This is a genomic window from Cupriavidus sp. WGlv3 (assembly GCF_023952475.1).
Classification (GTDB): domain Bacteria; phylum Pseudomonadota; class Gammaproteobacteria; order Burkholderiales; family Burkholderiaceae; genus Cupriavidus; species Cupriavidus phytorum.
Genome location: NZ_JALHRX010000006.1, coordinates 222955 through 234619 on the forward strand (window position 1 = coordinate 222955; position 11665 = coordinate 234619).

Annotated in this window: 13 protein-coding genes; 11 read left to right on the forward strand and 2 right to left on the reverse strand. The window is 69.3% G+C overall.

Features of this window, described 5'->3' with window-relative positions:
• Window positions 1–504, forward strand: coding sequence for a hydroxyisourate hydrolase (locus tag MKD38_RS13450; protein ID WP_252677494.1), 504 nt, complete (start codon window positions 1–3; stop codon window positions 502–504).
• A 30-nt stretch (window positions 505–534) separates the two neighbouring features.
• Entirely contained in the window at window positions 535–870 is a 336-nt protein-coding gene (gene uraH / locus MKD38_RS13455; RefSeq protein WP_012355646.1) for a hydroxyisourate hydrolase, read from the forward strand.
• A 22-nt stretch (window positions 871–892) separates the two neighbouring features.
• Here uraH and MKD38_RS13460 read toward each other — a convergent pair whose 3' ends face one another.
• Window positions 893–1339, reverse strand: a complete 447-nt coding sequence (locus MKD38_RS13460) for a winged helix-turn-helix transcriptional regulator (RefSeq protein WP_252677495.1) — start codon at window positions 1337–1339, stop codon at window positions 893–895.
• Between the two features lie 105 nt (window positions 1340–1444).
• On the opposite strand from MKD38_RS13460, the gene MKD38_RS13465 reads away from it, so the two are divergent.
• From MKD38_RS13465 to MKD38_RS13505, 9 genes are all read left to right on the forward strand, one after another.
• The gene (locus MKD38_RS13465) at window positions 1445–2689 is read left to right on the forward strand and encodes an MFS transporter (protein WP_252677496.1); all 1245 of its coding nucleotides are present in this window, start codon (window positions 1445–1447) and stop codon (window positions 2687–2689) included.
• A gap of 118 nt (window positions 2690–2807) precedes the next feature.
• Window positions 2808–3377 (forward strand): hypothetical protein, encoded by a 570-nt coding sequence (locus MKD38_RS13470; protein WP_252677498.1) that lies wholly within the window; start codon window positions 2808–2810, stop codon window positions 3375–3377.
• A 342-nt stretch (window positions 3378–3719) separates the two neighbouring features.
• Window positions 3720–5129 (forward strand): hypothetical protein, encoded by a 1410-nt coding sequence (locus MKD38_RS13475; RefSeq protein ID WP_252677500.1) that lies wholly within the window; start codon window positions 3720–3722, stop codon window positions 5127–5129.
• A 139-nt stretch (window positions 5130–5268) separates the two neighbouring features.
• Window positions 5269–6249: an ABC transporter substrate-binding protein gene (locus tag MKD38_RS13480; protein WP_252677502.1), complete on the forward strand. Its 981-nt coding sequence runs from the start codon at window positions 5269–5271 to the stop codon at window positions 6247–6249.
• A gap of 248 nt (window positions 6250–6497) precedes the next feature.
• Window positions 6498–7505 carry a taurine ABC transporter substrate-binding protein gene (gene tauA / locus MKD38_RS13485; RefSeq protein ID WP_252677504.1) on the forward strand — a complete coding sequence of 336 codons (1008 nt, stop codon included), beginning with the start codon at window positions 6498–6500 and terminating at the stop codon, window positions 7503–7505.
• Between the two features lie 83 nt (window positions 7506–7588).
• Complete coding sequence (locus MKD38_RS13490) at window positions 7589–8365, forward strand: taurine ABC transporter ATP-binding protein (protein ID WP_252677506.1); 777 nt, start codon at window positions 7589–7591, stop codon at window positions 8363–8365.
• Between the two features lie 10 nt (window positions 8366–8375).
• Window positions 8376–9248, forward strand: a complete 873-nt coding sequence (locus MKD38_RS13495) for an ABC transporter permease subunit (protein WP_252677509.1) — start codon at window positions 8376–8378, stop codon at window positions 9246–9248.
• Window positions 9249–9342: 94 nt separating this feature from the next.
• On the forward strand, window positions 9343–9687 hold the full coding sequence (locus MKD38_RS13500; protein ID WP_252677511.1) for a hypothetical protein: 345 nt from the start codon (window positions 9343–9345) through the stop codon (window positions 9685–9687).
• A gap of 99 nt (window positions 9688–9786) precedes the next feature.
• On the forward strand, window positions 9787–10497 hold the full coding sequence (locus MKD38_RS13505; RefSeq protein ID WP_252677513.1) for a ProQ/FinO family protein: 711 nt from the start codon (window positions 9787–9789) through the stop codon (window positions 10495–10497).
• Window positions 10498–10524: 27 nt separating this feature from the next.
• Here MKD38_RS13505 and MKD38_RS13510 read toward each other — a convergent pair whose 3' ends face one another.
• Window positions 10525–11664, reverse strand: coding sequence for an acyl-CoA dehydrogenase family protein (locus tag MKD38_RS13510; RefSeq protein ID WP_252677600.1), 1140 nt, complete (start codon window positions 11662–11664; stop codon window positions 10525–10527).
• Between the last annotated feature and the right edge of the window lies 1 nt (window position 11665).

Below are 11665 nucleotides of genomic sequence, written 5' to 3' on the forward strand. Positions count from 1 at the left end.
ATGGACGACCATACCTTTGATCCCGCGCGCCGGCGCTTCGCGCTGCAGTCGATGACGCTGGGTGGCGGCGCGCTGCTGGCCGGCACCGGCTGGGGCGCCACGCCGGACGCGCCCAACCAGACCGCGGCGCCGGTGCAGCAAGGCGGCCTGAGCCCGCGCCTGACGCTGCATGCGCTCGACACCTACCACGGCACGCCCGCGGCCGGCATGCGCGTGGAGATGTTCCGCATCGACCATGGCCAGCGCGTGCCGCTGCAGACCGTCACGCTGGCCGCCAACGGCCGCAGCGAGCCGCCGCTGCTGATCGGCGACAGCTACCGCACCGGCACCTATGAACTGATCCTGCACGCCGACGAATACTTCGCCGCGCGCAAGGCCAGCCTGCCGCAACCGTCGTTCCTGTCGAAGATCCCGCTGCGCGTGCGCGTCACCGACGCAGGCCAGCGCATCCACCTGCCCGTGCTGTTCGGGCCGTGGAGCTACAACTACTACCGCGGCAGCTGAGCGCGCGGCCAAACCCGGAGAGATCGCATCATGGCAGGTATCAGCACCCATGTGCTCGACGTATCGCTGGGCCGCCCGGTGGCCGGCATGCAGGTCGAGTTGTTCGACGTCGCGGTGCAGCCGCCCCGGCTGCTCGCGCGCACCCGCACCAACCACGACGGGCGCACCGACGCGCCGATGCTGCCGCCGGCGCAGGCGCGCACCGGCGAGTTCGAGCTGCGCTTCTGGGTGGCGGATTACTTCCGCACCCCCGACGTGTTCGCCGACATCGTGCCGGTGCGCTTCACCATCGCGGATGCCGCGCAGCACTACCATGTGCCGCTGCTGTGTTCGCCGTGGAGCTTCGGCACCTATCGCGGCAGTTGAACGCCAGGGCGCAGGCCCGCGCCTAGCGCGGCTTGCGCACCTCCGCCTCGTCGTGCGACAGCGCCTTGCCGTCGCCGGCGCGCGGCATCATCGGCGGCACCGGCTTGCCGGTGCGCTTTTCCACCAGTTGCGAGCGGCGCTCGCCGCGCGCGAACAGGTGGTGTTCTCCCCACTGGCGCAACGCCACCATGATGGGGAACAGGCTCTCCCCCATTTCCGTCAGCACGTACTCCTGGTAGGCACTGCCGTCCGAGGCGGGCCGCGTCGCCAGGATGCCGGCTTCCACCAGCCGCCGCAGGCGGTCGGACAGGATATTGCGCGCCACTGCCAGGCTGCGCTGGAAATCGCTGAAGCGGTGCATGCCGTCGAAGGCATCGCGCACGATCATCAGCGACCAGCGGTCGCCAACCAGCGCCAGCGCGCGCGCCACGGGGCAGGTGTCTTCGCTCGGGTCCTTGCGGGTGACCATGTCTGGCTAGCCTTGGGCGCATCGCCCGCTGTCAAAGTGGTTGCATTTTAAAACTAGTAGCCTTACGCTTCAACTGGTTTTGATTTGCAACCACTTGGAAGCGATATGGAAACCTGCTCGCGCGCGCCGGACCTGGCATCGCCCACCCCCCACCCCGCGGCCTTGCCCGCACCGCTGCCGCGCGCCGCGGTGCTGCTGTTCGCCTGCGCCAGCGGGCTGAGCGTGGCCAACGTCTATTACGCGCAGCCGCTGCTGGACGCGCTGATGGCGGAATTCCACATCGGTGCCGCCGCCATCGGCGGCGTGGTCACCGCCACCCAGGCCGGCTGCGCACTGGCGCTGCTGTTGCTGGTGCCTCTCGGCGACCTGCTGCCGCGCCGCCGCCTGATGCTGGCGCAGGTGCTGGCGCTGGCCGGCGCGCTGGCCATGGTGGCGCTGGCGCCATCGGTCCCGCTGCTGCTGGCGGGGATGCTGCTGACCGGCCTGCTCGGCACCGCCATGACGCAGGGGCTGATCGCCTATGCGGCCGCCGCGGCAGCGCCGCGGGAACGCGGGCACGTGGTCGGCACCGCGCAGGGCGGCGTGTTTGCCGGCTTGCTGCTGGCGCGCGTGGTCGCCGGCGGCGTCAGCGACCTGGCCGGCTGGCGCAGCGTTTACGTCTGCGCCGCCGCGGCCATGCTGGTGCTGGCCCTGCTGCTGTGGCGCTCGCTGCCGGTGCTGCCCGGCCCCGCGCAGCGGATGCGCTATGCCAGCCTGGTGTGGTCGATGCTCGCGCTGCTGCGCCGCGACCGGGTCCTGCAGATCCGCGGCATGATCGCGCTGCTGATGTTCGCCGCGTTCAATATCTTCTGGAGCGCGCTGGTGCTGCCGCTGAGCGCACCGCCCTACCAGCTGTCGCACACTGCCATCGGCGCATTTGGGCTGGTCGGCGCGGCCGGTGCGCTGGCCGCGGCGCGCGCGGGGCGCTGGGCCGACCAGGGCCTCGGCCAGCGCACCACCTTCGCGGCCCTTGTGCTGCTGGTGGCCGCATGGCTGCCGCTGTCATGGCTTGGCGCCTCGCTGTGGCCGCTCGCGCTTGGCATCGTGCTGCTCGACCTGGGCGGCCAGGCCATCCACGTCACCAACCAGAGCATGATCTTCCGCGCCGACGCCACCGCGCACAGCCGGCTGGTCGGCGCCTACATGCTGTTCTACGCGACCGGCAGCGGCCTGGGCGCGCTTGCCACCACGGCCACCTACGACGTTGCCGGCTGGCGTGGCGTGTGCTTGCTGGGCGCGGGGGTCAGCTTGCTGGCGCTGGGGTTCTGGGCCGGCACGCGGCGTTGGATGCCGGCGCGGGCGACGTCATAGCGTCGCCTCACCCGTTCAGACGAAAACACGCGAAAGCGGGAAAAAATCCGGGCAAGAAGGCCTTAGAATCTCGCATCTAACCCGATTCCATCACGTGAAAGTTCTTACCCGCCTCAAGATGAAGCAGTTTCCCCTGCTCTGCGCCGCACTACTGGCCTCCGTTTCCGTCCACGCCGCAACCAGCGCGGCCCAGCCCGAGCCGGCCGGCAATACCGCGGCGCCGCTGGGCCTGGAACTCGGCAAGGCCAAATGCTCGCGCCTGTCACCGCCGCAGAACCATGCCAGGACCGGCACCTCCGAATGGGCCGGCGGCGATACGGTGGAACTGAAGCACCTCGAGCGCTTCCATCTGCCCGGCCTGTCGCGCGTGGTGCTGAACTGCGATGCGCAGGATGCGGTGGCGCTGGTCACCATGACCTTCGAGCGCCCTGCCATGGAAGAGGTGCGCAGGAAGCTGGACGAGCGCTATGCCGCCGTGCGCAAGACCGAAGGCACGGCGGAGAACGGCTATGCCGAATGGAGCGCCGCCAATGGCAGCCTGGAGTTGCTCTACGGGCGCGACAGCAAGCACTTCACCGTGGCTTACTGGGCCAGGGGCGCCAAGGCGAAGTACTTCGCCTACAGCGGCGGCGGCAGGAAGCCTGCGGCGACTGCCACCGCGGCACCGCCCCAACCTGCGCCACTGTAAGCGACATGTCGGCGACGCGGACTTGCCAGGTCGTGTCGCCAGCGGCTTCCGGGCGCCGAGATCATCACTGCAAGCGCCACATCCGTAGCGCGGGGCATTGCGCAATGCTTCTCGATTCCCCTGTATCGAAACCGCCGTGTCGCCTATGCTGTCCAATGCGACGGATAAAAATCCGCGCAGCATTCGCATGAACTGAACAACAACAAGGGGCAAGTCCCCCAAAGCGGGGAAGCGCGCTGCCAGCTGGCGCCTTCCGCGCGTTGCCTTGGCCTGGTCACGGGGTGAGTCGATCGCACACGAGCATGTGGGGGCTCGTGGGCGAGATACGCCGTTGACGACAACATGACAGACCAATTCCTGTTTAGTAAGCCGTTCACGTTTCTCGCCTGCGCCGGCATGACAGAAGTCAGGGACGGCATCGAGGCACTGGAAGCGCTTCCGGGCCACCTGTTCTGGCTGGAGAACGAGGACTTCATCCGCCGGGTCTACGTACCCGATTTCCTGGAGCAAAGCCGCGCCGCGCTCGAGGCCGCGATGCCGGGCGGGCCGGAGCTGATCGACGCCCTCGCGCCCGAGATCCGCCGCAGCCCGCCCGTGCTGCCGGCACTGCGGCAACTGTCCGCGGACCAGGCCGCGCTGGCCCACTCGTACTGCTACTGGGGCTATTGCGCCGATGTGGTCGGGCGCGCCCAGGGCATCCCGCGCAGCGCCATCGCGCGCCAGTTCGAGCGCGCCGCCGCCGCGCGCGATGGCGCGCACAAGCTGCAATGGCTGTGCCCATGCTGCGGCGGCCGGGCGCAGTACCAGGTCGATGGTTTGCTGGCATCGCAGCGGCCGGTGCGCCAGGGCGGCTTTTCGCTCGAATGCGCGCATTGCGGACACCAGGAGCGGCTCTATGCCGGCTTCCTGCACGCGGGCCGGCTCGAATGCCGCTGCGCGCTATGCACCGGTTTTGTCCAGTCGCTGGCGGGCCAGCTGGCGCGCGCTGCGCGCAAGCTGTGCGCCAGCCTGGAAGACTATGCGTGGATGCACGCGGTAGACACCGCCGCCGAAATCGGCGAACTCAAGGATGCCTCGCTGCAACGAATTGCACACGGGGACAAGCCTTCCGCCAACGCGATGGCGTTCGCGGCGGCGGCCCAGTCCGGCGAGGTGCGCACCATGCCGGAACTGCTCGCCCGCATCGACCCCACGCTGGAAAGCCGGCTCGACAAGAACCCCAGGGCGTGGGCGCTCTTGTGCGAGCTGCTGCGCGAAGGCGTGGTCGATGGCGAATGCACCATCTATGACCACGACGGCCGCAAGCACGTGGCGCTTGAAATTGCCTTGCTCGACGACGACCCGGCGCTCGACGGCGGCACGGCGCAGGACTATCTCGCGACCCTGCTGCGCGGCTACCAGCCGGCCGAGCCCGACGCCTTCGTCGGCTGGCTGAAAGCGCTGAAGCGGCTGCGCCTTTGCACCGGCCGGTTCAATGCGGCCGTCGACGTATCGTGGAAACCCAACCTGGAGCACTGCCGCATCCTGACCGCGCGCTGGCTGCAGGACACGGCGCCGCTTGCGCCATTGGCCGCGCCCGGCAGCGCCCCGTGGCCGCTGCCAGCGCAGCACGCGCGCACCCCGGAACGCCCGGTGTATCTCGACGCCGAACTGGAGGCCGTGCAGCTGCTCAAGTCGCTCGGCTATATCCTGCTCAGTCCGGAGGACATCCGTTCGCAACGGGATCCCGCCGAGTCCACCGGACTCGACTGAGCGCATCCGCGGCGGCCCTGCCCGCCGCGTACCGCGCATATCGAAGCGCGGATTTATTCGTTGGTATGGGGGCGCAGCGCGCGTACGTTCGGGGGTTCCGATATTGAACACCCCGAACATCCCAAACGCCCCGAAAGCCATGACCGCTTCCCGACGCCAGTTCCTGCGCCACGGCGCCGCCGCCACGGCTGCGCTTGCCTCCGGCCCCCTCCTCTCCTTCACCACCTTCGCCGCCGGCGATGCGCATGCACAGGTCCGCCCGGTGCTGAAGGCCGGCGACCAGAAGGGCGGCCTGCGCGCGCTGCTCGAATCCGCCAACGCGCTCGAGGGCCTGGCCTATGACATCCAGTGGACCGAGTTCCCCGCCGCGGCACCGCTGGCCGAGGCGCTCAACGCGGGCGCGGTCGACAGCGGCCCGATCGGCGATGCGCCGGCCATCTTCGCGCTGGCCGCCGGCACGCGCATCCGGCTGATCGGTGCCAACCGCTCTGACCCCTACGGCACCGCGGTGCTGGTGCGGCCCGACTCGCCCTTGCGGCAGGCGGTCGACCTGAAAGGCAAGAGCATCGGCACCAACCGTGGCTCGATCGGGCACCTGATCGCGCTCAAGGCGCTGGAATCGGCCGGACTGAAACCGGACGATGCCAACCTGCGCTTCCTGCCGCCCGCGGATGCCAAGCTGGCGCTGAGCAGCGGCTCGATCGATGCCTGGGCCACGTGGGAACCCTATACCGCGATGGCCGAAACCAGCCAGCACGCACGCGTGCTGGTCAACGGCCGCGGGCTGTGGTCCGGCCTCAGCTACCTGGCCGCGACCGACGCCGCGCTGGCAAGCAAGCGCGCGGTGCTGCAGGACTTCCTGCACCGCGTGGTGCGCGCGCAGCATTGGTCCTACCAGCATGTGCCGGAGTTCTCGGCGGCGCTGGCCCGCATCATCGGCATCTCGCCGCAAGCGGCGCGGCTGCAGTTCGAGCGGCGCCGCACGCAGTGGCGCAGCATCGACGCGGCGCTGATCGCCGAGCAGCAGCGCACCGCCGATTTCTACCTGAAGGCCGGGCTGCTCAGGCAGCGGCTCGATGTGCGGCAGACCTTTGACTCCGGGTTCTCCCTGAGCGCCTGAGCGCCCGCGCCCGGCGCGTTGACGCCGCAAGCGGCGCTGGCGCGGCCCTGGCGCCGGCCGCCGCCGGTACAGGAATTCCATGATTGACGCAGCCCCGCGCCACCGCTCCCCGCGGCCCGGCGCGGCCTGCGCGCGCGCGGCCGGTTCTGGTCCCACCGAATTTCGGCAACTGGTCCTATAGGCCCGGAATCGGGCTCACCTATAAAGCCGTGACCCCCAAACCCATTTCTCATCCGAGGAGCACAACCATGCGGTGGATCAAGCAGATCGCGATGTATTTCGCCCTGGCGGCGGCGCTGGCGCCGGCCGCACCGACCGTGCAGGCCCAAAGCAAGAATGTAGTGATTGCTTACCAGGACATGGTCGTGCCCTGGCGCTATGCGCAGGACATGAAGGAGCTGGAAAAGCAGACCGGCTACACGATCTCGTTCCGGCAGTTCGGCGGCGGCGGCGATGTGATCCGCGCCATGGCCTCGGGCCAGATCGCCATCGGCGAAGCCGGCACCTCGCCGATCGCCTCGGCACTGTCGCAAGGACTCGATGTCGAGCTGTTCTGGATCCTGGACGACATCAACGCGGCCGAAGCCATGGTCGCGCGCAATGGCAGCAAGATCGCCAGCGTCGCCGACCTGAAGGGCAAGCGCGTCGGCGTGCCGTTCGTGTCGACCACGCACTACCACACGCTGGTCGCACTGGAGCGCGCGAAGATCAATCCGAAGGACGTGCGCATCGTCAATATGCGCCCGCCCGAGGTGGCCGCCGCATGGGAACGCGGCGATATCGACGCCACCTTCATCTGGGATCCGGTGCTGGCCAAGCTCAAGCAGTCCGGCACGGTGCTGACCACCTCGGGACAGATCGCCGCCGACACCGGCAAGGCGACCTTCGACGGCATGATCGCCAACAAGAAGTTCGCGCGCGAGAACCCCGACTTCATGGTCAAGCTGGTGCGCGTGCTGGCCGCGGCGGATGAAAACTACCGCAAGAACAAGGCGTCGTGGACAGCCGATTCGCCCATGGTGAAGGCCGTGGCCAAGGTCTCCGGCGCCAAGCCCGAGACCGTGCCCGCCAGCATGGCGCTGTACAGCTTCCCCACGCTGCAGGAACAGGTCTCCGAGCGCTGGCTCGGCGGCGGCGCGGCGCGCGCGCTGCAGTCCGCGGCGCAGTTCCTCAAGGAGCAGGGCACCATCCAGACCGTGCTGCCGGACTATGGCCCCGGCGTCAACGCGGAATGGGCCAGGCGGGCGCTGCGCTGACCACGCACCCCAGTTGCTGAAGCTGGCCGCCGCTCCCCCTCTTTCATGCGGCGGTCCCGTCGATCCTGTTGCGGAAGCCCATCATGTACCAACTCGAAATCGATAATGTCAGTGTCAACTACGGCACGGCCGGCGGCGCGAAGACGCTGGCACTGTCGCAGGTCAATCTCACCATGGAGCGCGGCGATTTCGTGGTCGCGCTGGGTGCCTCGGGCTGCGGCAAGACCACCCTGCTGTCATGCATTGCAGGCTTCATGGAGCCGTCGGAGGGCGAGATCCGGCTGAGCGGCAAGCCCGTGCACGGCCCCGGCGCCGAGCGCGGCGTGGTGTTCCAGAAGCATGCGTTGATGCCATGGCTCAGCGTCGAGGACAACGTTGCGCTTGGCCTGCGCCTGCGCGGCGTGTCCCACGCCGAGCGGCTGCGCATCGCCCATGAGAAGCTGGCCGCGGTCGGGCTGGAAAGCGTCGCCGCCAAGCCGGTCTACCAGCTCTCGGGCGGCATGCAGCAGCGCGTGGGGATTGCCCGCGCGCTCGCCTGCGATCCGGCGGTCATGCTGATGGACGAACCGCTGGGCGCGCTCGACGCGCTCACGCGCGAGTCGATCCAGGCGCTGATCCTGAAGCTGTGGGCAAGCGAGCAGAAGATCGTCTTCTTCATCACGCACAGCGTGGAAGAGGCGCTGTTTCTGGCCACGCGGCTGATCGTGATGACGCCTTCGCCCGGACGCATCGCCCACACCTATGAACTGCCGTTCGCGCGCCGCTTCATCGAATGCGGCGACGCCCGCGCGGTCAAGTCCGACCCGGAATTCATCCGCTACCGCGAAGAGATCGTCGACCTGATCCATGCCACTGCCTGAGGAGACGCAGATGTCCGCCACCGTCCAACGCATCGAACCGCCGCCTGCCGCCGCGGCGACCCCGGCCGCGGCCAGCCGCCCCATGAAGACCGTGTCGGGCTACCGCCTGCCGGGCGAAGGGTCCAGCTCGCGCATTTCCACCATCACCGTGGTGCTGCTGCTGGCGCTATGGTGGCTGGCCAGCCACCTGCGCTGGCTGCCGCCGCTGTTCCTGCCGACGCCCGAGTCGATCTTCACCGCCTTCATCGATGCCTGGCAGGGCAACCTGCAGGGCGGCCAGCCGCTGACCGAGCATTTCGCCGCCAGCATGCTGCGGGTGTTCGGCGCCTTCGCGCTGGCGGTCGCCACCGCGGTGCCGATCGGCGTGATGATGGGGGTGTCGCGCATCGCCCGCGGCATCTTCGATCCGCCGATCGAGTTCTACCGCCCGCTGCCGCCGCTGGCCTACCTGCCGCTGATCGTGATCTGGTTCGGCATCGACGAGACCTCCAAGGTGCTGCTGATCTTCCTGGCCTGCTTCGCCCCGCTGGCGATGTCGGCACAGGCCGGGGTGCGCTCGGTCACGATCGAGCAGATCAACGCCGCCTATTCGATGGGCGCGAGCCCGTGGCAGGTGGTGCGCCACGTGGTGATCCCGGCGGCCCTTCCCGATATCCTGACCGGCATGCGCATCGCCATCGGCTTCGGCTGGACCACGCTGGTCGCCGCCGAGATGGTGGCGGCCACGGCCGGGCTGGGCCAGATGGTGCTCAATGCCTCCAACTTCCTGCGCACCGACGTGGTGATCATGGGCATCGTGCTGATCGGGCTGATCGCCTACGTGTTCGACCTGCTGATGCGCAAGCTGGCCAAGTGGCTGGTGCCCTGGAAGGGCAGGATGTGATGCCGGCGGCCCCGCGGCAAGCCTGCGGGCCGGTTGCGCTGTAACATGGCGGGCAACTCGCCGGGCCTGGCCCGGCGGCTTCCGCAAGCCCGCCATGAACCGCTGTCCTTCCCTCTCCCCCTTCGCCCGCCTTTGCGTGGCCGTAACCGGCGTGATCTGCCTGGGCACCGCCCGGGCCACCGATATCGATTGCGATCCGTCCGCCAAACCGGCCGTTGCCACCCAGGCGCAGCGACTGGTCTGCGAATCCGCGCTGTTTTCCATGGGCTACCAGCGCATTTACGCCGACCAGCAACGGCTGCTCAAGGCGGGCGCGATCACCGAGGCAGACATCGCCGCGTTCCGGAACAAGCGTGACCGTTGCGACACGGCCGCCTGCCTGGATGCCGTGTTCCGTGAGTGGCGGACCTTCGCGGTCCAGGCCCGCGCCAGGCCTTAGGCGCCGTGTGCTTCGCCCGCGGCGGAAGCCGCCCGATGCCGCGGGGTATGTCCGCCGCCCGGCCTTGATACAATCCCGGTTCACACAACGGCAGACATCATGGGCTTCGAACAACTGGCAGCACTCAGGGACCAACTCGCCAAGAAGGCGGCCGCCGAATCCAGGAAGGGCGAGCGCAAGGGCCCGCGCAAAGGCGCGACCAGCGGCACGACCAGCGGCACAACCGGCGACGCGTCCAAGGGCGCATCCAAGGGCGCGCCGAAGCGCCCCCGTGACGGCGAGCGTACCGGCGCCGGTGCGGACACCCCCGCGGGCGCCAAGGGCCGCCGCGCGGCGCCTGCCGCGGCGCCGGCCAAGCAGGTCGATCCGGTGGTGCATTCCATTGCCCGGCTGCAGAAGCACTTCCCCAAGGCCTTCCCCAAGAACCCGGCCCCCAAGGTGCCGCTGAAGATCGGCACCTTCGAAGACCTGACCCAGCATGCGACCAAGCTAGGCCTGGACGAGGCCGAGCTGCGCGAGGCGATCCGCACCTGGTGCAGCGGCGCGCGCTACTGGTCGTGCATGGTGGAAGGCGCCAAGCGGCTGGACCTGGACGGCAACGAGGCCGGCGTGGTTACCCTGGCGGATGCCAAGCGCGCCCAGCAACTGAAAGCGCGCCGCGCCGGCGCCGCGCGCCAGAAGGCCAAGGCTGCAGCGCCTGCAGTCGCTGCAGCGCCCGCCGCTCCGGCTGCGGCGGAGTCAGCCGAGGCGCCTGCCGAGGCACAGGAACCGGCAACGCCGGCGACGCCTGATACTCCGGAAACGCCTTGATCCGCGCCGCCGGACGTCCGGCGGCGCCTACCCCAGCACCGCGCGCGCGATCACCGTCCGCTGGATTTCCGACGAGCCCTCGTAGATGCGCAGGATGCGCGCATCGCGCACCAGCCGTTCCAGCGGCATCTCGCGCGTGAAGCCGTAGCCGCCGTGGATCTGCAGCGCGGCATCGGTGACGAAGCCCACCATTTCCGACGCATAGAGCTTGGCCATCGACGCCTGCTCGGTAAAGGGCTCGCCGTCGCGGCGACGCGCCGCGGCCTGCAGCGTCAGCAGCCACGCCGCCTCCAGCCGCGTGCGCATGTCCGCGAACATCCATTGCAGGCCCTGCTTGCGTGCCAGCGGCTCGCCGCCCACCTGGCGCTGCCGGGCCCAGTCCACCGCGCAGGCCAGCGCCGCCTCGGCGATGCCCAGGCTGGTGGCGGCAACGTCGAGCCGGCTGTTGTCGAGCACCTTCATCGCGGTGCGGAATCCCGTGCCCTCCGGCCCGAGCCGGTTGGCCGCGGGCACGAAGCAGTCGAGCGCCACTTCATGGGCCGGCGCGCCGTGGATGCCCATCAGCTTCTCCGCCGGCGCCACCTGCACGCCGTCGCCGCGGCGATCGACCACGAAGGCGCTGATGCCGCGCGTGCCCGCGGCCGGGTCGGTCTTGGCATAGACCACGATAAAGTCCGCCGCCTCGGCGTTGGAGATAAAGTGCTTGACCCCGCGCAGCCGGTAGCCCTCGCCTTCCGGCGTGGCGCGCGTGGCCATGTCGGCCGGGTTGGAACCGGCGCGCGGCTCGGTCAGCGCAAACGCGCCCAGCCGGGTGCCGGCCGCCGCGTCGGGCAGGTAGCGTGCGCGCTGGCTGTCATCGCCGCCGATCAGGATGGAATCGGTGGCCAGGTAGTGCGCGCCGAGCATCGATGACGTCGAAGCGCAGGCTTTGGCAACCTCCACCAGCGACAGGATCAGCGCCACCGGCGAAGTCTCCGTGCCGCCCCAGCGTTCCGGCAGGTTCATCCCCATCAGGCCAAGTTCGGCCAGTTGCGGCACATAGCGCGTGGTGGACGTTTCCGCGCGGTCCACTTCGGCCGCCTTCGGCGCCAGCTCGATCTGCGCGTAGCGGGCGATGGCATCGGCGATTTCCAGGTCGCCCGGCTCGACCCCCAGTCGCTTAAGCATA

What these genes read in the sequence shown, in the direction of transcription:
- MKD38_RS13470 (WP_252677498.1), top strand. Translation starts at nt 2,808, where the DNA reads ATGAAGCAGTTTCCCCTGCTCTGCGCCGCACTACTGGCCTCCGTTTCC.
- MKD38_RS13475 (WP_252677500.1), top strand. Translation starts at nt 3,720, where the DNA reads ATGACAGACCAATTCCTGTTTAGTAAGCCGTTCACGTTTCTCGCCTGC.
- MKD38_RS13460 (WP_252677495.1), bottom strand. Translation starts at nt 1,339, where the DNA reads ATGGTCACCCGCAAGGACCCGAGCGAAGACACCTGCCCCGTGGCGCGC.
- uraH (WP_012355646.1), top strand. Translation starts at nt 535, where the DNA reads ATGGCAGGTATCAGCACCCATGTGCTCGACGTATCGCTGGGCCGCCCG.
- MKD38_RS13500 (WP_252677511.1), top strand. Translation starts at nt 9,343, where the DNA reads ATGAACCGCTGTCCTTCCCTCTCCCCCTTCGCCCGCCTTTGCGTGGCC.
- MKD38_RS13465 (WP_252677496.1), top strand. Translation starts at nt 1,445, where the DNA reads ATGGAAACCTGCTCGCGCGCGCCGGACCTGGCATCGCCCACCCCCCAC.
- MKD38_RS13490 (WP_252677506.1), top strand. Translation starts at nt 7,589, where the DNA reads ATGTACCAACTCGAAATCGATAATGTCAGTGTCAACTACGGCACGGCC.
- MKD38_RS13505 (WP_252677513.1), top strand. Translation starts at nt 9,787, where the DNA reads ATGGGCTTCGAACAACTGGCAGCACTCAGGGACCAACTCGCCAAGAAG.
- MKD38_RS13450 (WP_252677494.1), top strand. Translation starts at nt 1, where the DNA reads ATGGACGACCATACCTTTGATCCCGCGCGCCGGCGCTTCGCGCTGCAG.
- tauA (WP_252677504.1), top strand. Translation starts at nt 6,498, where the DNA reads ATGCGGTGGATCAAGCAGATCGCGATGTATTTCGCCCTGGCGGCGGCG.
- MKD38_RS13480 (WP_252677502.1), top strand. Translation starts at nt 5,269, where the DNA reads ATGACCGCTTCCCGACGCCAGTTCCTGCGCCACGGCGCCGCCGCCACG.
- MKD38_RS13495 (WP_252677509.1), top strand. Translation starts at nt 8,376, where the DNA reads ATGTCCGCCACCGTCCAACGCATCGAACCGCCGCCTGCCGCCGCGGCG.
- MKD38_RS13510 (WP_252677600.1), bottom strand. Translation starts at nt 11,664, where the DNA reads ATGCTTAAGCGACTGGGGGTCGAGCCGGGCGACCTGGAAATCGCCGAT.